The organism is Nocardioides ochotonae, from assembly GCF_011420305.2.
In the GTDB taxonomy this organism is placed as follows: domain Bacteria; phylum Actinomycetota; class Actinomycetes; order Propionibacteriales; family Nocardioidaceae; genus Nocardioides; species Nocardioides ochotonae.
Window position 1 is genome coordinate 2,314,126 of the sequence record NZ_CP061769.1, and the last position, 23,418, is coordinate 2,337,543.

Annotated in this window: 24 protein-coding genes and 1 pseudogene; 6 read left to right on the forward strand and 19 right to left on the reverse strand. The window is 73.1% G+C overall.

The window, feature by feature from the left end:
- Positions 1-137: 137 nt before the first annotated feature.
- From HBO46_RS20865 to thrS, 7 genes and pseudogenes are all read right to left on the reverse strand, one after another.
- Positions 138-743, reverse strand: a pseudogene (locus HBO46_RS20865) (metallophosphoesterase); the annotation flags it as partial.
- A 332-nt stretch (positions 744-1,075) separates the two neighbouring features.
- The gene (gene pdxS, locus HBO46_RS11225; protein WP_166139496.1) at positions 1,076-1,987 is read right to left on the reverse strand and encodes a pyridoxal 5'-phosphate synthase lyase subunit PdxS; all 912 of its coding nucleotides are present in this window, start codon (positions 1,985-1,987) and stop codon (positions 1,076-1,078) included.
- A gap of 41 nt (positions 1,988-2,028) precedes the next feature.
- Entirely contained in the window at positions 2,029-2,649 is a 621-nt protein-coding gene (gene pgsA, locus HBO46_RS11230) for a phosphatidylinositol phosphate synthase (protein WP_166139495.1), read from the reverse strand.
- 12 nt (positions 2,650-2,661) lie between these two features.
- A complete protein-coding gene (locus tag HBO46_RS11235) occupies positions 2,662-3,462 on the reverse strand; it encodes an inositol monophosphatase family protein (RefSeq protein ID WP_224769005.1) in 801 nt (266 codons plus the stop codon).
- Positions 3,459-4,010: an HIT family protein gene (locus HBO46_RS11240; RefSeq protein ID WP_166139493.1), complete on the reverse strand. Its 552-nt coding sequence runs from the start codon at positions 4,008-4,010 to the stop codon at positions 3,459-3,461. The genes HBO46_RS11235 and HBO46_RS11240 overlap by 4 nt, the downstream gene beginning before the upstream one ends.
- 58 nt (positions 4,011-4,068) lie before the next feature.
- The gene (locus tag HBO46_RS11245; protein ID WP_166139492.1) at positions 4,069-5,025 is read right to left on the reverse strand and encodes a glycoside hydrolase family 25 domain-containing protein; all 957 of its coding nucleotides are present in this window, start codon (positions 5,023-5,025) and stop codon (positions 4,069-4,071) included.
- A gap of 270 nt (positions 5,026-5,295) precedes the next feature.
- Positions 5,296-7,233 (reverse strand): threonine--tRNA ligase, encoded by a 1,938-nt coding sequence (thrS, locus tag HBO46_RS11250; protein ID WP_166139659.1) that lies wholly within the window; start codon positions 7,231-7,233, stop codon positions 5,296-5,298.
- A gap of 241 nt (positions 7,234-7,474) precedes the next feature.
- Here thrS and HBO46_RS11255 point away from each other — a divergent pair, with 241 nt between their 5' ends.
- The 3 genes from HBO46_RS11255 to HBO46_RS11265 all read left to right on the forward strand — a co-directional run bounded on the left by HBO46_RS11255 (position 7,475) and on the right by HBO46_RS11265 (position 9,797).
- On the forward strand, positions 7,475-8,602 hold the full coding sequence (locus HBO46_RS11255) for a hypothetical protein (RefSeq protein WP_166139490.1): 1,128 nt from the start codon (positions 7,475-7,477) through the stop codon (positions 8,600-8,602).
- A gap of 444 nt (positions 8,603-9,046) precedes the next feature.
- Positions 9,047-9,553: a phage major capsid protein gene (locus tag HBO46_RS11260; protein ID WP_166139488.1), complete on the forward strand. Its 507-nt coding sequence runs from the start codon at positions 9,047-9,049 to the stop codon at positions 9,551-9,553.
- A 49-nt stretch (positions 9,554-9,602) separates the two neighbouring features.
- Positions 9,603-9,797: a hypothetical protein gene (locus HBO46_RS11265; RefSeq protein WP_166139486.1), complete on the forward strand. Its 195-nt coding sequence runs from the start codon at positions 9,603-9,605 to the stop codon at positions 9,795-9,797.
- A gap of 213 nt (positions 9,798-10,010) precedes the next feature.
- On the opposite strand, the gene HBO46_RS11270 is transcribed toward HBO46_RS11265, so the two are convergent.
- The 8 genes from HBO46_RS11270 to HBO46_RS11305 form a co-directional block, all read right to left on the reverse strand.
- Complete coding sequence (locus HBO46_RS11270) at positions 10,011-10,508, reverse strand: FBP domain-containing protein (RefSeq protein ID WP_166139485.1); 498 nt, start codon at positions 10,506-10,508, stop codon at positions 10,011-10,013.
- A 28-nt stretch (positions 10,509-10,536) separates the two neighbouring features.
- Positions 10,537-12,579: an acyltransferase family protein gene (locus tag HBO46_RS11275; protein WP_166139483.1), complete on the reverse strand. Its 2,043-nt coding sequence runs from the start codon at positions 12,577-12,579 to the stop codon at positions 10,537-10,539.
- Between the two features lie 117 nt (positions 12,580-12,696).
- The gene (locus tag HBO46_RS11280; RefSeq protein ID WP_166139480.1) at positions 12,697-12,891 is read right to left on the reverse strand and encodes a hypothetical protein; all 195 of its coding nucleotides are present in this window, start codon (positions 12,889-12,891) and stop codon (positions 12,697-12,699) included.
- 96 nt (positions 12,892-12,987) lie between these two features.
- A complete protein-coding gene (locus HBO46_RS11285; RefSeq protein WP_166139479.1) occupies positions 12,988-13,488 on the reverse strand; it encodes a hemerythrin domain-containing protein in 501 nt (166 codons plus the stop codon).
- Positions 13,478-14,167, reverse strand: a complete 690-nt coding sequence (locus HBO46_RS11290; RefSeq protein WP_166139477.1) for a hypothetical protein — start codon at positions 14,165-14,167, stop codon at positions 13,478-13,480. The genes HBO46_RS11285 and HBO46_RS11290 overlap by 11 nt, the downstream gene beginning before the upstream one ends.
- Before the next feature lie 88 nt (positions 14,168-14,255).
- Positions 14,256-14,900 carry a response regulator transcription factor gene (locus HBO46_RS11295; RefSeq protein WP_166139475.1) on the reverse strand — a complete coding sequence of 215 codons (645 nt, stop codon included), beginning with the start codon at positions 14,898-14,900 and terminating at the stop codon, positions 14,256-14,258.
- Positions 14,897-15,799 (reverse strand): DUF6544 family protein, encoded by a 903-nt coding sequence (locus HBO46_RS11300; protein ID WP_166139473.1) that lies wholly within the window; start codon positions 15,797-15,799, stop codon positions 14,897-14,899. Before HBO46_RS11300 ends, HBO46_RS11295 begins: the two co-directional genes overlap by 4 nt.
- Complete coding sequence (locus HBO46_RS11305) at positions 15,780-16,400, reverse strand: hypothetical protein (protein WP_166139471.1); 621 nt, start codon at positions 16,398-16,400, stop codon at positions 15,780-15,782. The genes HBO46_RS11300 and HBO46_RS11305 overlap by 20 nt, the downstream gene beginning before the upstream one ends.
- A 165-nt stretch (positions 16,401-16,565) precedes the next feature.
- Between HBO46_RS11305 and HBO46_RS11310 the strand changes: the two genes are divergently transcribed.
- Both HBO46_RS11310 and HBO46_RS11315 read left to right on the forward strand, forming a co-directional pair.
- Positions 16,566-17,276, forward strand: coding sequence for a DUF4389 domain-containing protein (locus HBO46_RS11310; RefSeq protein ID WP_166139470.1), 711 nt, complete (start codon positions 16,566-16,568; stop codon positions 17,274-17,276).
- 97 nt (positions 17,277-17,373) lie between these two features.
- On the forward strand, positions 17,374-17,583 hold the full coding sequence (locus HBO46_RS11315; RefSeq protein ID WP_166139468.1) for a PspC domain-containing protein: 210 nt from the start codon (positions 17,374-17,376) through the stop codon (positions 17,581-17,583).
- A 22-nt stretch (positions 17,584-17,605) separates the two neighbouring features.
- Here the strand turns inward: HBO46_RS11315 and HBO46_RS11320 are convergent, their stop codons facing one another.
- From HBO46_RS11320 to HBO46_RS11335, 4 genes are all read right to left on the reverse strand, one after another.
- Complete coding sequence (locus HBO46_RS11320) at positions 17,606-18,682, reverse strand: TolB family protein (protein WP_166139466.1); 1,077 nt, start codon at positions 18,680-18,682, stop codon at positions 17,606-17,608.
- Positions 18,683-18,894: 212 nt separating this feature from the next.
- Complete coding sequence (locus HBO46_RS11325) at positions 18,895-20,469, reverse strand: ABC transporter permease (RefSeq protein ID WP_166139464.1); 1,575 nt, start codon at positions 20,467-20,469, stop codon at positions 18,895-18,897.
- Positions 20,466-21,407 (reverse strand): ABC transporter ATP-binding protein, encoded by a 942-nt coding sequence (locus tag HBO46_RS11330; protein WP_166139463.1) that lies wholly within the window; start codon positions 21,405-21,407, stop codon positions 20,466-20,468. The genes HBO46_RS11325 and HBO46_RS11330 overlap by 4 nt, the downstream gene beginning before the upstream one ends.
- A 2-nt stretch (positions 21,408-21,409) precedes the next feature.
- A complete protein-coding gene (locus HBO46_RS11335) occupies positions 21,410-22,282 on the reverse strand; it encodes a universal stress protein (RefSeq protein WP_166139461.1) in 873 nt (290 codons plus the stop codon).
- 179 nt (positions 22,283-22,461) lie between these two features.
- On the opposite strand from HBO46_RS11335, the gene HBO46_RS11340 reads away from it, so the two are divergent.
- Positions 22,462-23,391 (forward strand): universal stress protein, encoded by a 930-nt coding sequence (locus HBO46_RS11340; RefSeq protein ID WP_166139460.1) that lies wholly within the window; start codon positions 22,462-22,464, stop codon positions 23,389-23,391.
- Positions 23,392-23,418: the final 27 nt, after the last annotated feature.

Consider the following 23,418-nt stretch of genomic DNA (forward strand, 5'->3'; position numbering starts at 1 on the left):
ACCCCGTCCACCTCGTCGACGCCGGCCAGGGTCGGCTGCTGCAGCGCCACCAGCCAGCCGAAGGGCCACAGCTGACCTCCGTGGGTGTGCCCGGACAGCTGGAGGTCCACCCCTGCGTCGGCGACCAGCTGGCGCGGCTCGTGCGCGACCAGCACCGTGAAGCCGCCCGGGTCGGCCCCGGCCAGCGCGGCGTCCGGGTCCGGCGCGAGGTCGCCGGTGCCCGTCTCGTCGTGGATGCCCGCGATGCTGATCTCGTCGCCGCCCCGGGTGAGCACGACCCGCTCGTTGCGCAGCACGGTGATGCCCAGCTCCTCCCAGCGCTCGAGGTAGGCCGCGGCGTCGCCGGTCTCCATCTCGTGGTTGCCCGAGACAGCGACCACCCCGAGCGGGGCGTCGAGGTTGGCCAGCGGCGCCAGGTCCGGTCCGGTGTACCGCTCGCGACCGTCGACGAGGTCGCCGGCGAGCACGACCAGGTCGGGGTCCTCGGCGTTCACCATCTCGACCGCCTGCTCCACCCAGGCCCGTCCGCGCACCGCCCCGACATGCAGGTCGGTGAGCAGCACGACCCGGGTGCCGTCCCAGCCCGGCGGCAGCGCCGGGTCCACCACCTCGTAGGAGGTGACGTGGGGGCGCTGGGCGATGACGGCGCCCGCGGCGACCACCGCGACCGTGCCCAGCACCACCGCGGGTGTCCCCCACCGGAGCAGTTGCGTCCCGGCTTCGGGGCCGCGCGCGAGGCTCATCACCAGCACGAGGACGGCGAGCACCGCGCAGCCGAGGGTGAGGTACCAGGCGAGCGCGAACCAGGCCAGGCCCAGCCACACCAGCGGACGCCACGGCGCCGGGTCGACGGTGCGGTAGGCGAGGTTGGCGGCAACGCACAGCAGCGCTCCCCCGCCGAGCACCACCAACGATGCCCGGCGTGCCCACACCGGCCAGCCGGTGACCACCGCGAGCCGGCGGTGCAGCCAGCGCAACCAGCCCGCCGCCAGGGCCGCCAGGACCAGCAGGCCCAGGACCCGGGCGACGTCGACCGCCAGGTCGGACACGGCCTGCCGGTCCGCTCAGCTGCCGATCACCAGCCGCGCTCGGCGAGCCGGTGCGGCTGCGGGATCTCCTCGACGTTGATGCCGACCATCGCCTCGCCGAGCCCGCGGGAGGCCTTGGCGACCATGTCCGGGTCGTCGTGGAAGGTCGTGGCCCGGACGATCGCCGCGGCGCGCTGCGCGGGGTTGCCGGACTTGAAGATGCCCGAGCCCACGAAGACGCCCTCGGCGCCCAGCTGCATCATCATCGCTGCGTCGGCCGGAGTCGCGATGCCGCCCGCGGTGAACAGCACGACCGGGAGCTTGCCGGTCTCCGCGACCTCGCGCACCAGGTCGTACGGCGCCTGGAGCTCCTTCGCCGCGACGTACAGCTCCTCGGGCGCCAGCGCAGCGAGGCGGCGCAGCTCCGCGCGGATCGTGCGCATGTGGGTGACGGCGTTGGAGACGTCCCCAGTGCCGGCCTCGCCCTTCGAGCGGATCATCGCCGCGCCCTCGGTGATCCGGCGCAGCGCCTCCCCGAGGTTGGTGGCGCCGCAGACGAACGGGACGTCGAAGTCCCACTTGTCGATGTGGTGGGCGTAGTCGGCGGGGGTGAGCACCTCGGACTCATCGATGTAGTCGACCCCGAGGCTCTGGAGGACCTGGGCCTCGGCGAAGTGCCCGATGCGAGCCTTGGCCATCACCGGGATCGAGACCGCGGCGATGATCTCGTCGATCATGTCGGGGTCGCTCATCCGGGACACGCCGCCCTCGGCGCGGATGTCGGCGGGCACCCGCTCCAGCGCCATCACCGCCACGGCGCCGGCGTCCTCGGCGATGCGGGCCTGCTCGGCGGTGACGACGTCCATGATGACGCCGCCCTTGAGCATCTCGGCCATCCCTCGCTTGACGCGGGTGGTGCCGGTGCCGGTCGTGGGCGCGAACTGCTCGGGTTGCGACATGCAGCGATCGTAGGACCCCGGCGCACCCTGCGTCGTCGGTCTCAGCCGGCGGCGGCCTCGGCCAGGGCCTGCTTGCGGACCACCCAGATCCGCTGACCGACGGTGATCGTGCTGGCCACGGCGAGGAACCACAGGGCGGCGTACATCAGCCACGGCAGGTCGAAGATCGCCGAGAGACCGGTCATCACCAGGATCGCGACCAGGCGGTCGGCGCGCTCGGCGATGCCGACCTTGACGTCGTAGCCGAGGGTCTCACCGCGCGAGCGGGCGTAGGAGGTCACCGCGCCCATGAGCAGGCACACCAGGGACAGCACGAGGTAGAGCCGGCTGGGCTCCTCCCAGGCGAAGTACAGCGCGAGGCCGATGAAGATCGCACCGTCGGCGATCCGGTCCAGGGTGGAGTCCCAGAAGGCACCGAACTTGCTGACCCGGCCGGTCGAGCGGGCCATGGTGCCGTCGATGAGGTCGCTGAACACGAAGGCGGTGATCACCAGGACGCCGGTGAGCAGCTTGCCCTGCGGGAAGAACACCAGCGCACCGGCGCTGACGCCGAGGGTGCCGACCAGCGTGACCGCGTCCGGGCTCACCCCCATCCGGACGAGGAGGGCGGCGATCGGCGCGGCGACGATCTTGGTCCAGAAAGCGCGGAAGTGATCCATCATGGCGCGAGCAGGCTACCCCTCGGTGAGCGCGGCGCAGACCTCGGCGACCGCGGTGGGCACGCCGGCGACGTACCAACGCTTGCCGGCGGCCTCGACGTGCCGGGTCTCCCCGCCCAGGGAGCGGATGATCGCGGCGCCCGGGAGCTCGTCCCACGGCGGCACCGAGTGCTGGCACACGACGTGCAGCATCCCGCTCGCGACGGCCATCGCGTCCATCGAGCCCGAGCCGAGCATCCGCAGCGTGGCGGCCCTGCGGGCGGCGCGAGCGAAGGCGTCCTCGACGGGGGTGCCCAGGAACGGCGGGTGCAGGTAGGTCGCCAGGCACGACTGCGCCAGCGGGCGGTCGACCAGCGGCGCCAGCGGCACGCCGTCGGCCGTCGCCGGGAGGCCCGGCCCGCCGACGTACGTCGTCCCGCTCGCAGGGTGGTGCACGGCGCCGAGGAGCAGCTCGTCGCCGTCGCGCAGCGCGAGGGCGGAGCACCACCAGTCCAGGCCGGCGACGAAGTTGTAGGTGCCATCGACCGGGTCGATCACCCAGGTGCGCCCGCTGGTGCCGTCGTGGGCGGAGCCCTCCTCGCCGAGGACACCGTCGGCGGGTCGCTCGGCGGCGAGGGTGTCGACGATCGCCCGCTCGGCCGCATGGTCGGCGGCGGTGACCACGTCGGAGATCGACGTCTTCTGCTCGGCATGCAGTCCCCCGGCCCGCATCTGCCGGGCCAGCTGGCCCCCTGCGGTCACCAGTCGTACGGCGAGCTCAGCGTCGCGGCACAGGTCGCCGACGAGGTCGCCGGCCGGGTCGCCGGCCCCGCTCACGCCTCGTCCCAGGCCTCGGCGAGCAGGTCGCGGGTGTCGGCGAGCAGCTGCGGCACGGTCTTGGTGCGCCCGATGACCGGCATGAAGTTCTGGTCGCCGGCCCAGCGCGGGACGACGTGCTGGTGCAGGTGCGCGGCGATGCCGGCGCCGGCGATGTGGCCCTGGTTCATGCCGATGTTGAAACCCTCGGCGCCCGAGCGGGAGCGGAGCACCGTCATCGCGCGCTTGGTCAGCTCGCCGATCTCCACCATCTCCGCAGGGGTGGTCTGGGTGTAGTCGGCGATGTGGCGGTAGGGGCAGACCATCAGGTGACCCGGCGCGTAGGGGTAGAGGTTGAGCACCACGAACGAGTGCTCGCCGCGGTGCACGATCAGCCCGTCGGCGTCCTCCCCACGGGGGATCCGGCAGAACGGGCACTCGCCGGCCGAGGCGTCGCTCGGCTTGTTCTCGCCGCGGATGTAGGCCATCCGGTGCGGCGTCCAGAGCCGCTCCAGGTCATCGGGTCGGCCGATCCCGTCCTGGGTCAGGGTCTCCTCGGACTGGCTCATGACACCCGATCCTAGGGCGGTGCGCCGACACCGGCGCGGCCGGTACGGCCTGCTCGGATCAGGGCTTGCCGAACCACGGCAGCGCGTTGACGCCGGGGCAGGTGACGTTCTGGTCGCGGTTGAGCGCGACCCACTGGCTGAGCACCGACGGGCCGCCCTGGATGGAGTGCGCCTTGCCGCAGCGGTTCAGCGCCTCGGCCCGCGACGTCTCCCCCGCAGCCCGCCACTCGGGCACCCCGAGGCTGAAGTCACCGACGATGAGCTCCCACAGGTGGGCCGTCGAGTAGACCCCGATCTTGTAGCCCGCCTCGCGGTAGGCGCGCGCGGCGCCCTGCACGACCGCGGCGTTCGCGCGGCGATCCGGGCTCCACTCCCAGATGGTCACCGGCTCGACGTCGAGCCACACGGCGGGGACCTTGAGCTTGGCCCGCTTCATCGTGGTGAGGTTGGCCCGGCTCTGCTCGTAGCCGACGTTGCGCAGCGCGCCGATCCGGGTGCCCCCGGCGTACGGCCCGGCGTCGCGGTGCTTGGCCAGCTGCGCCCGCGAGGGATAGCTGACCACCGCGTAGGCCCCGAGGAGCATCCCGCGCTGGCGCACCCAGCGGACCTGCCAGGGCAGGCAGGGGTTGCGGGTGAAGCCGGGGCCGTTGGTCAGCCCGAGGATCACGTAGCGGGCCTGCGGCAGCGGCATCGGCTGGCCCTGGGTGGGACGCGCGGGGATGCCCAGGCCCTTGCGGCACTGCGGCCAGCCGGCGTCGGCCCCCAGCAGCGGGCGACGTGCCTTGGACTCCTTGACCGCCTCCTTCTCCGCGCGCCCCGCGAGGGACTCGAGCTCGTCCGGATCGGGCCGGTTCGCATCACCCGGGGCGCCCCGGCCGCGGTCGGAGCCGGAGTCCTGGGACGGTGCCTTGGAGGCCGCCGCGTCGCGCTCCGCCGGCTCGTCGCCGTCCCTCCCACAGCTGAGGAGGAGCACCGTCGCCATGACGAGCACGAGCATCGAGCGGAGCACCGACATGGCCTCCAGCGTAGGTCGCGCACCGAAGGTTCTGCGGGGGTCGGGAGGCCTCCTCGCTCCGGCTGAGCGGGGCGCTGCCGGGCCGCCGATTGGTCACGAACGGCACCCCAACGGCCCAGATGATTGTCGTTGGGGACCAAACGTCGACGCGATGTGGCGGTTGGGGCCGGTGTGGTCGCACCGAGAAGAACGCCTCGGGTGGCGCCTTTCCGCGCAACTGCGCCGAAAAGCACCACCCGAGGCAGAGGCAGAGCCAGAGGCAGAGGCCGATCAGACCTGCTCGCGCGCCTCCACGGCAGCCGTGATCCGGGCGATCGCCTCGGCGACCGGGACCCCGTTGTCCTGGCGGCCGTCGCGGTAGCGGAAGGACACCGCGCCCGCCTCGACGTCGTCGTCGCCGGCGATCAGCATGAACGGCACCTTCTGCAGCTGGGCGTTGCGGATCTTCTTCTGCATCCGGTCGTCGCTCAGGTCGACCTCGGCGCGCAGCCCGGCGGCCTTGAGCTGGGCCACGATGTCCTTGAGGTAGTCGTCGTGGCGCTCGGCGATCGGGATCGCCACGGCCTGGACCGGCGCGAGCCAGGGCGGGAAGGCACCGGCGTAGTGCTCGACCAGTACGCCGATGAACCGCTCGATCGAGCCGAACTTCGCCGAGTGGATCATCACCGGCTCCTGGCGCGAGCCGTCGGCGGCCTGGTAGGCGAGCTCGAAGCGGTGCGGCTGGTTGAAGTCGTACTGCACCGTGCCCATCTGCCAGGTGCGCCCGATCGCGTCCTTGGCCTGGACCGAGATCTTGGGGCCGTAGAAGGCCGCGCCGCCCGGATCCGGGACCAGCTCGAGACCGGTCTCGGTGGCGACGTCCTCGAGCACCTTGGTCGCGACCGCCCACTGCTCCTCGGTGCCGATGAACTTGTCGCTCTCGGGGTCGCGGGTGGACAGCTCGAGGTAGAAGTCGTCGAGGCCGAAGTCGCGCAGCACGCTCAGCATGAAGCTGAGCAGGTGCTTGACCTCCTCGGGCGCCTGCTCGGGGGTGCAGTAGGAGTGCGAGTCGTCCTGGGCGAAGCCGCGCACCCGGGTCAGGCCGTGGATCACGCCGGACTTCTCGTAGCGGTAGACCGAGCCGAACTCGAAGAGCCGCAGCGGCAGCTCGCGGTAGGAGCGCCCGCGGCTCTTGTAGATCAGGTTGTGCATCGGGCAGTTCATCGCCTTGAGCTGGTAGTTCGACCCCTCGAACTCCATCGGCGGGAACATCGTGTCGGCGTAGTGCGGCAGGTGCCCCGAGGTGTGGAACAGCCCGTCCTTGGAGATGTGCGGGGTGCCGACGTACTCGAAGCCCTCCTCGATGTGGCGGGCCCGGACGTAGTCCTCCATGACCCGCTTGAGCACACCGCCCTTGGGGTGGAAGACCGGGAGGCCCGAGCCCAGCTCGTCGGGGAAGCTGAACAGGTCGAGGTCGCGACCGAGCTTGCGGTGGTCGCGGCGCTCGGCCTCCTCGATGCGGTGCAGATGCTCCTCGAGGGCCTCCTTGGACTCCCACGCGGTGCCGTAGATGCGCTGCAGCATCTTGTTCTTCTCGTCGCCTCGCCAGTACGCCGCGGCGGTGCGCATCAGCTTGAAGGCCGGGATCCGCTTGGTGGTCGGCAGGTGCGGGCCGCGGCACAGGTCGGACCAGGCGACCTCGCCCTTGCGGTTGATGTTGTCGTAGATCGTCAGCTCGCCCGCGCCGACCTCGGCAGAGGCGCCCTCGGCGGCGCTCTCCGCGTTGCCCGACCCCTTGAGACCGATCAGCTCGACCTTGTAGGGCTCTTCGGCGAGCTCCACGAGGGCGTCGGCGTCGGTGGTGACCCGGCGCTCGAAGCGCTGGTTCTCCTTGATGATCTTGCGCATCGCGGACTCGATCTTGACCAGGTCCTCGGGCACGAACGGGGTCTCGACGTCGAAGTCGTAGTAGAACCCGTCGGTCACCGGCGGACCGATGCCGAGCTTGGCGTCCGGGTAGAGCTGCTGCACCGCCTGCGCCAGCACGTGGGCGGTGGAGTGACGCAGGATGTCGCGCCCGTCCTTGGAGGACATCTCGACGCCCTCGACGACGTCGCCGTCGACCAGCTCGTAGGAGAGGTCCTTCAGCTCGCCGTTGACCCGGGCGGCGATGACCTCCGGGGTCTCGGAGAACAGCTGCCAGGCCTTGGTGCCCGCCGTGACCGTCATGTCCTCACGCGCGTCGGCGCGGACGAGGACGATCTTCTTGTCGGACACGTGGGTGCTCCTTGGGGTCGGGACGGCGCGGTTCGACCGCGTGACGGTGGTGCGGGGTGGGGCGCCGAAGGGCGTCCCTCGCGATCGTATCGAGCAGTCGCCCCGCACCCCGCATCGGTTTCGGCCCCGGCGCCCGGGCCGCGTCCCCACTTCCGATGATGCGGGCGAGACCGTCGCCGTTCAGGCTGCCGACATGCATGCCGTGCCGTGCCGCGTCGCCCTCCTGCTGCTCGCGATCGCAGTACCGGTGCTGGGCCTTCCTGCGCTCCTTCCCCCGAGCGCGCAGGCCGCGCACGTGCGCCCCGAAGCCGTGGCGAGCTGGGGCGTCGACGGACCGGTGCTCGCGACAGCGGTCGCGGGCAACGTCGTGGTCGTCGGGGGAAGCTTCTCCGCAGCGGTGGGCCCCACCGGGGAACGGGTGCCCCGCGCCAACCTCGCGGCGTTCTCGCTGCGCACCGGCGCATTGCTGACCGGGTGGCGCGCCGACACCAACGGCGCCGTCCGCGCCCTCACCACCGACGGTCGGTCGCTGTGGGTCGGGGGCTCCTTCACCCGCATCGGCGGGGTCGCCCGGGCGCGCGCGGCCAAGGTGTGGGCGCACTGGGGCGTGGTGGACAAGGCGTTCCGCGCCAACGCCAACGCGGCCGTGCTGGCGCTCGAGCTCTCCGGCAAGGCGCTCTTCCTGGGCGGCGACTTCACCTCGGTGGGCGGCGCGGCCCTCCCCCGGCTCGCACGGGTACGCGCCGCCACCGGCCGGCCGGTGCCGAAGTTCCGCCCGTCGGTGAACCGCGCCGTCCAGGGCATCGCGGTCAGCGGGAACCGCGTCTACCTGGCCGGGCAGTTCACCGCCCTGGGCGGACAGGCCCGCCGCGGCGTGGGTGTGGTCGCCAAGGCCACCGGCGTGCTGCGCGGGCCGGCGTACGCCGCGTCGGTCCACCCGTCCTTCGGCGTCGAGGTCTCCTCCGACGGCAGCCGCCTCCTCGTCGCCGCCGGCGAGTACGCCAACGCGCTGGTCGCCTGGGACGCGGCGTCCGGCGCGCAGCTGTTCCGCCACACCGCCATGGGCGACGTGCAGGCGCTCGACGTCCAGGGCGACCACGTCTACTTCGGATTCCACGAGGGGTTTCGTGGGGACACCACCCTCAAGGTGCTCGCCGCCCGGGTCAGCACCGGCGCCCTGGACCCCGACTTCCGCCCGCCCGTCGACGGGTTCTGGGGGATCCACGCCATCACGGCCACCCCCGATGCGCTGGTGCTCGGCGGTGAGTTCTCCCGGGTGGGTGGCGTCACGGCACGCGGCTGGGCGCGGTTCCGGCCCTGAGGGACCTCCTCCGCGGACGCGCAGAGCGAGACACTCCTGCACGGGCCACCACTACCGGCTGTCGACGAACCTCTTGCCCTCGAACGCATGTTCGACTAGGATGAGGTATGGCCTCCCCCGAACTCCCCGACAGCGGCTCCCCCGCCGCCGTGCTGGCGTTCGTGCAGGACCAGCGGGCCGCAGCCCAGCGAGCCGAGGTCCTGGTCCTGGAGGGCGCCCTGCTGTGGGCCGCGATGCACCCGGTCTCGACCAACTCGACCGACGAGGGCTCGACCAACGGTGGATCGAACGGCGGGTGGCTCTTCGCCGAGGTCGCGATGCCGCTCGGGGGCGAGGGGACGCCGCTCGTCGCGGAGTTCGCGCCGATGGAGCTGGGGGCCGCCCTCGGCATGTCGACCGACGCGGCCCGGGCACTGGTGGGTGCCGCACTCGAGCCCGGCCGCCGTGATCGCGCACCCCAACGTGGTGGCGGAGGTCCGGAAGTCGAAGGCGACCACGGCAGGCACCTACGTCCTCGACCCGACCACGGCGGGACCGTCCTCGATCCTCGGCGTGCCCGTCATCTCCACCCCGGCGGCGACCGCGGCCGTCGTGTGGGTGGTGGAACCGACAGGCGTCACGATCTTCCGCCGCGGGCCCCTCGTCGTGGACCTGGGCACGACCGGCGACAACTGGTCACACAACATCCAGTCGATCCGCGCCGAGGAGCGCGTCGGCACCGCGGTGACCCGGCCGTCGTCGCTGACGAAGCTGACCCTCTCCGGCGGCAGCCGGTCGACCGCCAAGCAAGAAACGTGGCCCGGCCCGGGGCTGTCCTCACACGTCTCCCCCTGGGCCGGGCCGCTCGGGCCTGAGGGGTTCCAGGGTCTTCCTTCGGCCCACCCGTCCCGGGACGCGGCGGCCTGCGTCCCGGGACGGCCCGCGTCGGAGCCACCCGTCCCGCGACCGTGATTACGCGGTCAGCCAGCGCGGATACCGCCTCTCAGTTACGGTCGGCCCCATGTCGGAGAGAGTGAAACGCGGGCTCGGCCTCGTGGTGATTGGGCTCCTCGGCGTCATACTCATCGCCGCAACCCGCCAGATGGAGGCGGACGGCGAGACTCCGCCCACGCTGCTCGTCGTCGCTGGAGCGGCAGGCGGATGGGTTGGCATCTACGGCCTAGTCCTCATCGCCCTTGGGTTGCTGCGCGACTGAGTTGCTGACCGCCAGGGCTGGGTAGTTAACCCCGGAATTAGGAACCTGGCGCCCTTGTGCCGGCCACATCATCGGGCCAAGACCCACACCGGCTGGCGCTACGACAAGACCGACGCCGCCACCTATCTCTGGCGATCGCCCCACGGGTTGCACCTGATCAAGGACCGCGGCACCACTGCGCTCCTCAGCGCACACCCGCCGGACGTCTAGGGATCAGCGCGGGGTGAGCACCCGGCGTACGAACGTGTCGACATTGGCGCACAGCCGTTCGACGCGCTGCTCGGGGGTGAGCGTCTCGTGCGGCTGGGCGCGGTCGGGGCGCTTGATGCCGCGGGCGTAGAGCGAGCAGGCCAGGTCGGCGCAGAGGTAGGTGCCGACGGTGTTGCCGGCGCGTCCGGCAGCGCCGGCGCGGGGCGCGACCATCAGCGCCATGTCGGTGCTGGAGTGGGTGGTGAGGCAGAACGCGCACATGTTCTTGCGCCCGCCGCGCCCGGCACCGTTGCTGATCCGCAGCACCAGCCCGACCGGGCCGCTGTCGCCCGGCACGACCAGGTAGGCGCTGTCGGGGGCGCCGGCGTCACGCCAGCCGAGGAAGTCCAGCTGCTCCCACCGCGACGGCGCGATCGCCTTGGGCAGCGGCAGCCGGGTGGCCTCGCCCTTGGTGCAGTTGACGAACGAACCGCGGATCTCCTGGGCGGTGAGCGGTTGCATGAGTCCAGCCTCGCACCCGCCACGGCGCTCAGTCCGGGCGGGCGGTGTCCTGGCGGGCCGTTTCCTGACCCGCGAGCAGCGCGCGGAACCGCGGCGCCAGCGTGAGCGCGTAGGTGCGGGTGATGTGGTTGGTGTCGCGGTACACCAGCGTCCTGCCCTGCACCGGCGTGCAGACGCGCTGGCGGCACACGCCGTCGCGCAGGTCGAAGAACTCGACGCCGGAGAGGTCGGCCAGCGCCGCGTGCTCGATGCGCGCGCCGCGGCGCGCGGTGACCAGGCACTCCGAGACCCGGCCGGTCTCCACCAGGCAGGACGGCGGGTTCACCTTGGCGGACGGCAGGCTGGCGACCATCACCACCGCGATCCCGGCGTCGGTGAACCGCTCCACGGTGCGGCGCAGGCCCTCGACCAGCAGCGGCCGCGAGTCGTGGGCGTCGTGGAGGTCGCCGCTGTCGCGGTCGATCACCCGGAGCCCGTCGCTGGCCATCCCCAGCACGACGAGCTCGGGATCGGCGGCGATCACCTCCGTGATGATCGCGGCGCGGAAGTCGTCGCACTCCTCGAACTCGCGGCCGAGCGCCCCGTCGAACCTGGTGACGTCGGCGATCGGGCAGGCGCTCTTCGACCACGCCCACAGCCGCCATCCCTCCGCCTTCGCCGCGACGTCCAGACCGGGGAAGACCTGGACCGCGTGGCTGTCGCCGAGCAGCACGACGTCCCGCTGACCCGCCGGGTCGCCGAAGCCGCACGCGCCGAGATCCTCGAGCGCACGCTCCTCATAGCCCAGGTCGCAACCGCGCTGGCGCATCGAGAACACGTCCTCCGCCGCGACCGCGGGGTTCGGGGTGAGCGCCACCGTGCGCCCGTCGCGCAGCTCCACGACGCCGTCGGTCTGTGCCGAGGCCAGCACCGTCACCGGTACGGCGACCAGCGCGACGAGCGCCCCACCGAAGGCGATCGAGCGCCACGGCCGGACGGCCAGCACCCGCGCCCGGCGCACCGGCTGCTCGACCAGCACGTAGGAGCCCCACGCGGCGAGCAGCGAGAGCGCGACGGCGAGCACCCGCCACGGCCAGGAGTCGCCGCCGACGGCGTACGGGAGGATCACGAGCACCGGCCAGTGCCACAGGTACCAGGAGTACGACAGGTCCCCGAGCCACTGCAGCGGACGCACCGACAGGGCGCGGCCCAGCAGGGTCGCCTGCCCACCGGCGCCGGTGCCAGCGGCGATCAGCGCGACCGCGGCCAGCGACGGGAGCAGCGCGAGGAAGCCGGGGTAGGCGTACCCGCCGGCGCCGCTCTCCTGCAGCGCGACCAGCGCCACGGCGTACCCGACCAGGCCGAGGAGCCCGAGGGCCGCACAGGTACGCCGACCGAGGCGGAGCAACGGCACCGCGGCGGCCAGCAGCGCGCCGAGGCCCAGCTGCCAGGCCCGCGCCGGCGTGCCGAAGAACGCGTAGGGCTGGCTGACCCCGGTCTGGTGCAGGCACCAGGCGAAGGACGCCACGACCACGAGCGCGAAGAGCAGCAGGTACGCCGTGCGCAGGTGCCGGCGCAGCCCCGCGCGGGCCACCAGCACGCCGAGGCCCACCACCAGGAGCGGCCACACGACGTAGAACTGCTCCTCCACGCCGAGGGACCAGAAGTGCAGCACCGGACTGGAGGTGCGGTCCTGGGCGAGGTAGTCGGTCTCCTGCTGGGCGAAGCGCCAGTTGGCCGAGAAGAGCGCGGACCAGCCGATGTCGTGGGCGACCGTGCGGCGGTCGAGGACCGGCATCCACACCGCGGCGGCCAGGCCGGTCGCCACCAGCGCCAGGGTCGAGGCCGGCAACAGGCGGCGGGCGCGCCGCGCCCAGAACCCGCGCAGCGAGACCGTGCCGGTGCGGCCGTGCTCGGCCAGCAGCAGGCCGGTGATGAGGAAGCCCGAGAGCACGAAGAACAGGTCGACGCCCACGAAACCGCCGCTGATGCCGGGCATCCCGGCGTGGTAGGCCACCACCGCGAGGACGGCGAGGGCGCGCAGGCCCTGGATGTCGCCGCGGTGGGTGGTCGGCGCGGAGGCCTGGCTCACGTCGTTCGTCCGTTCGTCCCGTTGTCGATCGATGACCAGCGGCGTGGCCCCCGGACCGCACCAGAGTGCGGCTCCCCGGGTCCCCGCGGGCGTCGCCACGCCGGACAGTGACGTCCCTCAGCGACGCCAGCCGGTGCGCGCAATGAGCCAGCCGAGGACCGCGGGCGGGGTGCTGCGCACGACGAGCGCCGCCTGCGGGGGCACGATCGCGGTACACCGGTCCGCCTCGATCGCGTCGGCGCCGCGTCGAGCGATCGAGGTCGTCGAGCCGGGCACGCCCGTGACCACGACCCGCCGGTTCCTGGCGATCATGGATTCATCGTGGTGCTGGCCCCCACGGCCTGCACGCCGAACGCCCGGAGATCCCCTCCGGTGGGGACCGCCGGTATGGACCGCGGGGCGGGCGGGTCAGGCGATGACGGCGTCCACGGCCTTCTTCAGCGCGCTCGGCTGGGACGGGCGGCGCGGCGCCCTCTCCCGGGCCTGGGTCATCTCGGCACCGATCTCCTGCAGGACCTTGCGCCCCAGGGCCTCCCGCACCTGCGGGAACCACTCCTGCTCCTCCTCCTCGATGTGGTGGCGCACGTTCTCGATGAGGACGGTGGTCTTGGCGGTGAAGCGCTCGTCGGTGGGCTGCATCCCCGCCAGCTCCATCACGAGCACGTCGGCGACGTGGTGCTCCTCGTAGGACTCCAGCACGTCGTCCTCGAGCTCCGGGACGAGCTCGCGGACGCGGGGGTACATCACCTCGTTCTCGATGTAGGTGTGCACCGTCAGCAGCTCGATGATCCGGTCCACCAGGCTGCCCTTGGTCTTGTACGCCGCCTCGCCGGCGGCCTCGAAGTCGCGGAAGGTCTTCAGGATCAGCTTGTGGTCGTCCTTGAGCATCACGATGGCGTCAGTGGACACGGGGAGACTCCTCGGTGGTGGGTGACGGGTCGTCCGCGCGCGAGGCCCGCGCACGGCGATAGGCGGGCTCGCGCAGCCGTCGTACGACGTCGTACTGGCGCAGGCCCGGGATCCGGTGACGCACCGGGTCGAAGGAGACCGGCCCGTCGTCGCTGGTGTCGGGGACCAGCCGCAGCTCCGCGAACGGGTGCCAGGGTCCCCTCGCGTGTGCCCAGCGCAGCTCGTAGCTCTCGGGAGCCGGACCGCCCTGGAGCCCCAGCAGCACCGGCCCGGTCGGGCTGTCGTAGGGCAGCAGCGTGGTCATCGGGCGGCTGCGGGGCCGACGCCCACCGGTCAGCAGGAAGCGGGTGAGCCGTCCCCAGCCGGTGCTGGCGAACAGCAGGTCGCCGGGACCGTCGGTGGTCGGCACCCGCAGCGCCAGGCCGTGGACGTCGGGGAGCCGGGAGGGCAGGCCGATGGCGCGCGAGAGGCGTACGACGACCTCGTCCTCCCCCGGCTCGTCGATCCACGCGACGCCGCTCGGCTCGGCGGACCCGGTGCGGTGGAGCCGTCCGGCGCGCAGGTCGCCCTCCGGGTGCAGCGGCTTGCGGGCGGAGCGCACCGCCGCCAGCGCGCTGGTGCCGGCCGCGAGCAGCACGCCGCCGGCGCGAGCGGCGCGGGTGAGCGGGTGCGGGTCCATGGGCCTCCTGTCCGCGCGACTGGTACCCCGCGCCTCGCGCGGCGACACCACTCCGACGGGTGAGGCGCGTGCACGGCGCCGGCCGGGGCTACGGCTCGATCGAGCCCTCGCCCCGCAGCCCGTGGTCGACACCCCACAAGATCGCCTGCGGGCGACTCGTCGCGCCGATCTTGCGGTACGCCGTGCGGATGTAGGTCTTGATCGTGTTGATGCTGAGGAAGGACCGTGCGGCGATCTCCTCGTTGGTGAGGCCGTGGCAGATCATGCCGAGGATCTCGCCCTCGCGGGGGCTGAGGCCCTGCTCGCGCCCGGGCCAGTCGGCCATCGTGGCCTCGTCGGGCTTGGGGTCACCGTCGGCTTTCATCGTGAACGAGTCGCTGCCCTCGGCCTGGTGCACCTCGACCAGCCGCTCCGCCAGCTCCTCCCCCGACACACCCTTGCCGATCCAGCCGACCGCGCCGTGCTCGTGCGCGACCTCGGGCGGGTAGGTCTCCCAGCTGTAGACGACGATCTTCGCCTTGGGGTTGGCCGTGACCACCGCACGCAGCTTCTCGTCCTTGTCGGGGAGGCGTCCGAAGGTGTCGAACAAGATCACGTCGGCCTCGGGCACGAAGTCGGTACCGGTGGACACCTCCACCACCTCGACCAGGTCGGAGTGCGGGGCCAGCAGGGCCACCAGGCCGCGCAACACCAGCTGGTAGTCGTTCGACAGCACCACCTTGACAGGCTTCATGTGGATGCTCTTCTCTGCGGGCTCGTCGCCCGGCGCCTCTCGCTGGTTCGTCCGCCCCGCTCGCTGATGTCGCCTCCCACCGTTTCACACCCCTGGTGGTGAGGGGGCGCGGCCGGGCTCTCAGGGGACGCCGGGGACGGCACCCGCAGGGACCCGACGTCGAAGCGGAAGAACTCACCCGCGGCCCAGCGGTCGGTCCCGTGGTGCCAGCCGACCGTGCCGCGGGCCGGGATCGTGAGACCGCCGAACGTGCGGTGCTCGGTGATCTCGCCGCCGAAGGGGTGCCACCCCCAGCTGCCGGTGTCGTCGGGGTCGCCCCAGCGCTCGAGCACGAAGGAGCGGAGCAGGCCGTCGTCGTCGAGGGTGCAGCGGACGTCGACCGGGTTGTCCCCGAGACGGTGGTGGACGGTGACGTGGGTGTCGTCCTCGGCCGACCACCGCACGCCGTAGCGCGGCAGCAGTGCGGTCGGGACCCACACCCCCTCCGCACCGCCACGCCCCGCAGCGCTGCGGGAGACGTCGGGGCCCTCGCCCTGCGCCACGGTGAGCAGTCCCGCGAGCCGCCAGCGCATCGCCCCCGCGCCGTCGACGTACTGATCGGAGCCGGCGATCAGGCCGCCCACCCGCGCCCCCCACACGAAGCCGACGTGTGGGTCGAGCACCTCCACGGCGCGGAACGGCAGCCACCGCGGGCCCAGCCGCAGGCTGCCGCGCATGGTCAGCGTGGCACCGCGCGCGAGCGGTGTCCCGGGCGCGATCGCGGCGCTCAGGTGGCGGCGTACCGGCTCGGGCAGACCGTCGAGCTCCTCGGCCCCGAACACCTCCGGGGGCGCGGGCGTGAGGAGCCGTGCCTGCCACGCGGCGAGATTGCCGCCCGTCTCAGTCCTGCGGGTCCGCACGTCCCTGCTCCTCCCTGGCGGCCACCACCAGCCCGGCCGACCAGCCCGGCGCCCGTCCGCGGCACGGTGGCGCCAGCGCCTCGGGATGGTGCCCGCTGCGTGCCAGCAGCCAGGCGACCAGCGAGTTGGAGTTCCACATCTCCCCCGCGCCCAGCTCGTCGCGACCCCAGGTGGCGGCGGGGAAGTCCGACACCACGGCGAGCAGCCGCTCCGCCCGGAGCGGGTCCGTGCTCAGGCGCTGCGCACCGCCCACCGCCTCCTCGAGGTCGGGGATCGCGCCGCCGCGCCAGCAGCGCACCTCGTAGCGGAACAGCCGTGAGCGGCCGAGGCAGGCCAGCCCCACCGGTCCCTCGCACACCACGCCGTGCCCGGCGGCCGAGCCGCTCCACACCGGAGCCATCTCCAGCGCGTAGCGCGCCCCGGCGTACTGCACCTCGAGGGCGGAGTGGAACAACGGCGCCGGGGCGCGGTGCTCGCGCCGGGCCGCGATCGCCTCGTAGACCCGGCCGCTGGCCCGGACGACCCCGGTCCGCCCGCCGGCGCCGAGAGGCAGCCAGTACAGGTCGACGCCGGCCGCGGCGGCGTCCCGCTCGCTCTCCATGGCCATCACCCTCCCACCGCCATTCGACCGCCAGTCCGCGCGCGCGGACAGGCGCGAACGTCCCGTTGCCGAGGGCAACGGTCCCGGCGTTCCTGGTCCGTTCGGCCCTACCCGGGTCACCGCGCGTGGACGGACCGTGGAGCGACGTCGGACGAGGAGTGCGCCATGGCCGCCTACCGCTACCCGGTCCAGGTGACCGGTGACCTCGACGAGCCGCTGAGCCGCTGGCTGTGGCTGGTGAAGTGGCTGCTGGCCATCCCGCACCTGGTCGTGCTGTTCTTCTTGTACCTGGCCTTCCTGGTGCTGAGCGTGGTCGCGTTCTTCGCGATCCTGATCACCGCGCACTACCCGCGCGGCATCTTCACCTTCAACGTCGGGGTGATGCGCTGGAGCTGGCGGGTCAGCTTCTACACCTACTCGGCGCTCGGCACCGACCGCTACCCGCCGTTCACGCTGCGCGACGTGCCCGACTACCCCGCGCACCTCGAGATCGACTACCCCGAGCGGCTCTCGCGCGGCCTGGTGCTGGTGAAGTGGTGGCTGCTGGCCATCCCCCACTACATCGTGGTCGGGCTGATCGTCTCCGGGACGTCGTACGCCACGAGCACCGCCACCGGTGAGGTGACCGCCTCGACGCCCGGGCTGTCGAGCGTCCTGGTCTTCTTCGCCGGCGTCATCCTGCTGTTCACCGGCCGCTACCCGCAGCCGCTGTTCGACCTCGTCGTCGGCCTGAACCGATGGTCGCTGCGGGTCGCGGGGTACGCCGCGCTGATGACCGACGTCTACCCGCCGTTCCGCCTGGACCAAGGGGGTCGTGAGGACGCGACGACTCCCGCAGCGCCTCCCCCGGGCCCGCCGCCCCCGCCGCACACCTGAGCGCGGATCAGGGTGGGACCAGGGCTCCTCCCGATGGGAGGTGTCGGCGCGGTGCGGCAGGCTGGTCGCACCACCCCAGCGACCCAAGGAACCACCCATGAGCGACATCCGTGCCAGCCTCGCCCGCCAGGGACTGCTCCGCCCGCGCCAGGACCGTGCGATCGCCGGCGTGTGCGCCGGTCTCGGGCGCCGCTTCGGCCTGAGCCCGTGGGTGGCCCGCCTGCTCTTCGTCCTGCTGCTCATGGTCATCCCGGGCAGCCAGTTCCTGATCTATCCCGTGCTGTGGATCCTGATGCCGAGCGAGTGACCGGCGAGGCGATCCGGGCGGCTCAGCGCACGTGCCGCGACCTGACCCGCGGACCCCAGTCCGGATAGCTGTCCGGGGCCTCGGTCCTCGTCACCAGCCGCTCGTCCGTCCCGTCCCGACGCATGATGGCGACGTCCGCGGCGTTCAGCTCGGGCCCGCCGGTCGACGGTCGTTTGCCGACCGTGATCCAGCGTCCGTCCGGCGAGAAGGACGTGGCGAGGTAGCGGGTGATCCCGTCGTCGGCGAAGGTGAGCTGGCGCAGGTGGCGGCCGTCGGGGCGCACGGTGTAGACGTTCGCGTTGGTCTCGGTGTCGAAGACGTGGTCGGTGAACACGATCCGTCGCCCATCCGGTGACCAGTCGGGAGTGTCACCCGCACCCATGCGGTACGGCGTCACCCGGCGCTCCCGGCCGGTGCGCAGGTCGAGCACCCAGACCGCGACCCCGTCGACGGGCCGGGCCGCCCGGACGTTCTCGCGCCGGAAGACGACCTTGGTGCCGTCCGGCGACAGCTGCGGCTCGAGGTCCTCGCCGGTCGCGCCGCTCGCCGGGGGACGCAGCTGGGTGAGCTGGCGCAGGTGCGTCCCGTCGGCACGCATCATGAACACGGCGAGGGTCTCGACCAGGTCATCCTCGACCGGCCCGAAGGCCCGGCTGAACACGATGTGCCTGCCGCTCGGGGACCAGGCGGGCGTGAAGTTGCAGACCCCGCTCAGCGGCAGGCAGTTGCCCTCCGGATGGGACCTGCTCGTGAGCTGGCGCAGGCCCGTGCCGTCTGCGTTGACGACGAAGATGTCGTCCTGGGTGGGCCCGGAGCGCTGGAACACGATGCGCCTCCCGTCGGGCGACACGTCCGGGCTGCGGTCGTGGACGCCCTCAGCGGGATAGGTGATCTGGCGTTCGCCCGACCCGTCCGGCCGGGCGCTGAACAACGCTCCGGTGGTCTGCTCGGCGTCGGTGAACCGCCGAAAAACGATCCGGCCGTTCTCCCCGTCGAAGGTCGCGGTGGCGGGCGTCGCCGGCACGATCAGGCAGGTCAGGACCAGCAGCCCGACCGTGGTGAGGCAGCGCGCGGCGCGGCCGGCTCCTGTGGGTCTCATGGTTCCTCCTCGTGACGTGGGGATGGGGGGGGCGCCCTCCGCCTGTCCGTCACAGGCGACCGGGTCGCCGTCACGGGAGCTGCGCCCCGCCGCGACGACCCCGCGCCTCGACCTCCAGACAAGCCGATCTCGCAGGCGCGGGGAAGCAGGATGCCCAAGATGAACCACCGGGCGGCGCGAACGACGTCGACCCGACGGCGAGCACGGCCGGCTCACCCGAGGTCGCGGGCGAGCAGCAGCCGACGCCCCGCGGCGGCGAGCAGGCCGGCGAGCACCGCGGTGAGCAGCACCGGGGTGACCCGGAAGCGTTCCAGGGGCACCAGTGCGAGGTGCTCGAAGGGCGAGAGTCCCTGCACCGCGGCGGGGAGGTTCATCAGGTCGCCGAAGACCATCACCACGAAGGCGACCCCGAGCCCCGCCCAGCCCAGCGGGGCGGCGCGCGCGGTGATCCCGTGCAGCGTCCAGGTGACCCCGGCCAGCACCAGCGCCGGCGCGGAATACGGCAGCGTCGCCGCGGTCAGCTCCGCCACCTTCCCCCAGCGGCCGGTGACCGCGGCGTACCCCACCCCGAGCCCGAGCCCCGCGGCCAGCAGGACCACCAGGGTCCCGGTGATCGTCACCGCGGCGTGGCCCCACCACCAGCGCGACCGGGAGAGGCCGGTGGCCAGCAGCGCATCGACGCGGGCACGCCCCTCCTCCGCGCGCGGGCGCAGCGCCGAGGAGATCGTGAAGGCCGTCGACAGCAGGGCCAGCGTCAGCACCGAGGTCGCCTGGAAGGCAGCGACGAGGTCGCCGGCCGCATCCGCCGCGAACAGCTCGCGAGTGGTCCCCGAGCTGCCGAGCAGGTCCTCGACGTCGTCGCCGATCGAGCCGTAGGCGAGTCCGGCGACGAACAGACCGGCCGCCCAGGCCGCGACCGAGGTCCGCTGCAGACGCCAGGCCAACCCGAACGCACCGTCCAGGGACGGGCCGGCACGCGCCGGTCCGGGCCGATCCGCGAGCACGCCGCTGCCGTGGTCTCGGCGCACCAGCACCCAGCAGGCCCCGGCCACCGTGATCGCAGTGCCGGCCAGCAGGAGCAGGGCAGGCCACCAGCGCAGCCCGGAGAACGCGTGCATCGCCTGGTACCACCCGATCGGGGAGAGCCAGGAGAGCGCCGGGGCGCCGACGTCCCCGACCGCGCGCAGGGCGTACGCCGCGGCCAGACCGACACCGACCAGGGCGTACGCCGAGCGGGCGCTCGCGCCCAGCTGGGCGGCGAGGAGCGCCAGGCCGGCGAAGCACCAGCCCGTGAGGGCCAGGCCCACGCCCATCGCCACCGAGTCCGCTGCCTCCAGCGGGTAGGTCACCAGCGCCAGGGCGACCGCCGTACCGGCGATGACCTGGGCGACCGCGGCCTCGAGCATCGCGGCGGCGACCCCGGCGAATCGCCCGACCGGCGCCGCCCGCACCAGCTCGTCGCGCCCGCCCTCCTCGGCGCCGCGGGTGTGGCGCACGACGAGGAACATGCTCATCAGCCCGGCCAGCACGGCGCCGAACGCTGCCGACTGCCACGCGACCTGACCGCCGACGGTGTCCAGCGCGCGGGTCGGGCCGGTCATCGCGATGAAGGCCGGGTTGCCCTCCATGCTCGCCGCGGCCTGCTCGAAGTCGGCGCGGGTCTCGTAGAGCCGGTCGACGCTCACCGCCTGGCTCCAGTACAGCAGCGCGAGGCCGACGGACCACGCCAGCACCTGCCAGGCATCGCGCCGCAGCTGGGCACCCAGCAGCAGCGCGGTGCCCCTCATCGCTCCCCGGCCCCGGCCACGGACGGCGGCGACCCAGACCGGGTGCCGTAGTGGCGCAGGAACAGCTCCTCCAGGCTCGGCGGCTGCGTGGTGAGCGAGACCAGCCCGTGCGCGAGCAGCTCGCGCAGCACCTCCGGCATCGCGGCCGTGTCGACGTCGAAGCGGAGCACGCTGCCCTCGACCACCAGGTCGTGGACACCGGCCGTGCCGGCGAGGTCCGGCGGCGGCCCGGCCAGCTCGGCGACCACCTCCGCGCGGGAGAGGTGGCGCAGCTCGGCAAGGGTCCCGGACTCCACGGTGCGCCCCTCGCTGATGATGCTGACCCGGTCGCACAGCTGCTCCACCTCGGCGAGCACGTGGCTGGAGAGCAGGACCGCCGTGCCGCGGTCGCGCACCTCGCGCACGCAGTCGCGGAACTCCGCCTCCTTGAGCGGGTCGAGGCCCGAGGTGGGCTCGTCGAGCAGCAGCAGGTCCACGTCGGCGGCGAGCGCAGCGACCAGGGCGACCTTCTGCCGGTTGCCCTTGGAATAGGTGCGACAGCGCTTGGTCTCGTCGAGGGCGAAGCGCTCCACCAGCGCCCGCCGCCGCGCCTCGTCGAGTCCGCCGCGCAGCCGGCCGAGCAGGTCGATCACCTCACCGCCCGTCAGGCCCGGCCACAGCGCGACGTCGCCGGGCACGTAGGCGAGGCGCTCGTGCAGGGTCGCCGCGTCCCGCCACGGGTCGCCGCCGAGCAGCCGCACCTGCCCCGCGTCGGCGCGCAGCAGCCCGAGCAGCACCCGGATCGTCGTGGACTTGCCCGACCCGTTCGGGCCGAGGAAGCCGTGCACCTCCCCGGGGCGCACCTGCAGGTCGAGGCCGTCGAGCGCCCGGACCCGGCCGAAGGTCTTGACCAGGCCCTCGACCTGGACGGCAGGCGCGGTCCCGACCGGCGCGGTCACCCTCACTCCTCGGGGGTGGGCACCACCGCGACGTACCGCGGCGCGTGCACGAGGACGCCGTGCGGGACGTCGAGGTCGAGCAGCCCGAAGATCGAGCGCCGCACGTGGCTGCCGAGCACCACCATCTCCGCGGTCTCGGCCGCTCGGGCGAGCTCCTCGTCGGCGAGCCCCCGGCGCAGCCGCAGGCGCACCTCGACGTCGGGGAACCGCGGGCCGAACCGGTCGCCGACCTCGCGCAGCTGCGCCCAGAGCTCGTCGTACCCGCCCTCGGACTCGGTGACCTCGCCCTCCAGGCCGGCCTCGAAGAACGTGCGGACGATGCTCAGCGGGGTACGCCGCAGCGCGGCCTGACCGAACGCCCACTCCACGGCCGGGTCGGAGTGCGGGGTCGCGTCGGTGCCGACGAGGATCCCCTCCCCGGCCGACTCCGGCGGGTGCGGGCGTCGCACGACCACCGGACAGCGGGCGTGCTGCGACAGCGCCACCCCGACCGAGCCGAGCAGCAGGCTGCTGACCGGGCCGCGACCCCGGGACCCGACGACGATCAGGTGCGCGGACTCCGCGGCCTCGAGCAGCGCCACCCGCGCGTCGGTGAGGACCATCTCGGAGCGCACCTCCACGTCCGGTTCACGCTCGGCGACCCGGGCGGCGCTCCCCTGCACCAGGGCGCGCCCCTCGGCCCGCAGCGCGGCCACCAGCATCGCGGGGTCGACGTCGTCGCCGGTCAGCGTGGTCAGGCTCGCCGCGTGCACGATCACCAGCGGGCGCCTCTCCAGCGCCGCCTGCGCGGCGGCCCAGTCCAGCGCCTGGTCGGCGGAGTCCGAGCCGTCGACGCCGGCCACCACCGCCTCCGCGCACGTGTCGAGCAGCGACATCTCGGGACTCCTTCGGGTGACGGGCCGGCCGCGGCCGGTCCGTTCAGGGTCCATCGCCGCGCGGGCCGGCGTTAGGGACGAAGGACCCGTTCCCTGCCGTCCGGGCCAGGACCCCGGGCCATAGGGCCCTGTACGGACGCGCCGCTCCGCGCCAGATTGGCCCACGGAGAGGAGCCGCCATGAGCCAGTCCCCCACGGACCCGTCCCCGAAGATCCTCCTTCCGGTCGACGGCGTCGACGACCACGGACCCGGCGTCGCGTTCGCCACCCAGGAGGCGCGGCGCCGCGGGGCAGGCATCCACGTCGTGCACGTGGTCCCCCCGGCCTTCCCGGGTCTGCCGATCACCTCCGAGGTGGGGCTCGACGGTCAGGAGATGCAGCTGCTCGGCAACGCCGCGGTGGAGCACGCGACCGAGGCCGTACGCGAGACGCTCGACGGCGCCGACGTACCGGTGACCGGCGAGGTGCTGCACGGGCGAGTGGTCCCCACCCTGGTGGAGGCCAGCCGCGACGTGGACCTGGTCGTGCTGGTGCGTCGCCATCCCCGGCCGACGCCCGTGCTCAGCGCGATGTCGGTCGTGCACGGGGTGGCCGCCCGTGGGCACAGCGCGGTCGCCGTGGTGCCCCGGGAGTGGGGGGCGGACCGCCCGGCCGCCCCTGTCGTCGTCGGCGTGGAAGGGGCTGAGGAGTCCGAGGAGATCGTGCGCGCCGTGCTCGAGCGGACACGGGAGCCCGACGACGTGGTGGAGCTGGTGCACGCCTGGTGGTACTCCGACGCCTTCGACAACCTCACCTTCGCAGGGGAGGCCGGCGAGCAGGAGACCCAGCGCCAACGCGAGCGTCTCGAGAGCGAGCTCGGACCGCTCCTGGCCGACTTCCCCCATGTCGACACCCCGCTCGTCATCGTCCATGCGCGGCCGGCGGAGGCGCTCATCGCGGCCTCCGAGGATGCGCGCGTGGTCGTCGTCGGGCGCCACCACCCGCGCCTTCCGCTCGGCTCGCACCTGGGTCCGGTCACCCGCGTCGTCCTGCGCGAGTCGGCCTGTCCGGTCATCATCGAGGCCGACGTCGACCTCCCCGCGCCGGGTCGCCACGTGGCGAGCGAATGAGCACCTCGGCACGGGGACGGTGACGAT

What these genes read in the sequence shown, in the direction of transcription:
- HBO46_RS11245 (WP_166139492.1), bottom strand. Translation starts at nt 5,025, where the DNA reads ATGTCGGTGCTCCGCTCGATGCTCGTGCTCGTCATGGCGACGGTGCTC.
- HBO46_RS11240 (WP_166139493.1), bottom strand. Translation starts at nt 4,010, where the DNA reads ATGAGCCAGTCCGAGGAGACCCTGACCCAGGACGGGATCGGCCGACCC.
- HBO46_RS11280 (WP_166139480.1), bottom strand. Translation starts at nt 12,891, where the DNA reads ATGATCGCCAGGAACCGGCGGGTCGTGGTCACGGGCGTGCCCGGCTCG.
- HBO46_RS11335 (WP_166139461.1), bottom strand. Translation starts at nt 22,282, where the DNA reads ATGTCGCTGCTCGACACGTGCGCGGAGGCGGTGGTGGCCGGCGTCGAC.
- HBO46_RS11310 (WP_166139470.1), top strand. Translation starts at nt 16,566, where the DNA reads ATGGCCGCCTACCGCTACCCGGTCCAGGTGACCGGTGACCTCGACGAG.
- pdxS (WP_166139496.1), bottom strand. Translation starts at nt 1,987, where the DNA reads ATGTCGCAACCCGAGCAGTTCGCGCCCACGACCGGCACCGGCACCACC.
- HBO46_RS11320 (WP_166139466.1), bottom strand. Translation starts at nt 18,682, where the DNA reads ATGAGACCCACAGGAGCCGGCCGCGCCGCGCGCTGCCTCACCACGGTC.
- HBO46_RS11315 (WP_166139468.1), top strand. Translation starts at nt 17,374, where the DNA reads ATGAGCGACATCCGTGCCAGCCTCGCCCGCCAGGGACTGCTCCGCCCG.
- HBO46_RS11255 (WP_166139490.1), top strand. Translation starts at nt 7,475, where the DNA reads ATGCATGCCGTGCCGTGCCGCGTCGCCCTCCTGCTGCTCGCGATCGCA.
- HBO46_RS11340 (WP_166139460.1), top strand. Translation starts at nt 22,462, where the DNA reads ATGAGCCAGTCCCCCACGGACCCGTCCCCGAAGATCCTCCTTCCGGTC.
- HBO46_RS11270 (WP_166139485.1), bottom strand. Translation starts at nt 10,508, where the DNA reads ATGCAACCGCTCACCGCCCAGGAGATCCGCGGTTCGTTCGTCAACTGC.
- HBO46_RS11290 (WP_166139477.1), bottom strand. Translation starts at nt 14,167, where the DNA reads ATGGACCCGCACCCGCTCACCCGCGCCGCTCGCGCCGGCGGCGTGCTG.
- thrS (WP_166139659.1), bottom strand. Translation starts at nt 7,233, where the DNA reads ATGACGGTCACGGCGGGCACCAAGGCCTGGCAGCTGTTCTCCGAGACC.
- HBO46_RS11265 (WP_166139486.1), top strand. Translation starts at nt 9,603, where the DNA reads ATGTCGGAGAGAGTGAAACGCGGGCTCGGCCTCGTGGTGATTGGGCTC.
- pgsA (WP_166139495.1), bottom strand. Translation starts at nt 2,649, where the DNA reads ATGATGGATCACTTCCGCGCTTTCTGGACCAAGATCGTCGCCGCGCCG.
- HBO46_RS11305 (WP_166139471.1), bottom strand. Translation starts at nt 16,400, where the DNA reads ATGGAGAGCGAGCGGGACGCCGCCGCGGCCGGCGTCGACCTGTACTGG.
- HBO46_RS11295 (WP_166139475.1), bottom strand. Translation starts at nt 14,900, where the DNA reads ATGAAGCCTGTCAAGGTGGTGCTGTCGAACGACTACCAGCTGGTGTTG.
- HBO46_RS11325 (WP_166139464.1), bottom strand. Translation starts at nt 20,469, where the DNA reads ATGAGGGGCACCGCGCTGCTGCTGGGTGCCCAGCTGCGGCGCGATGCC.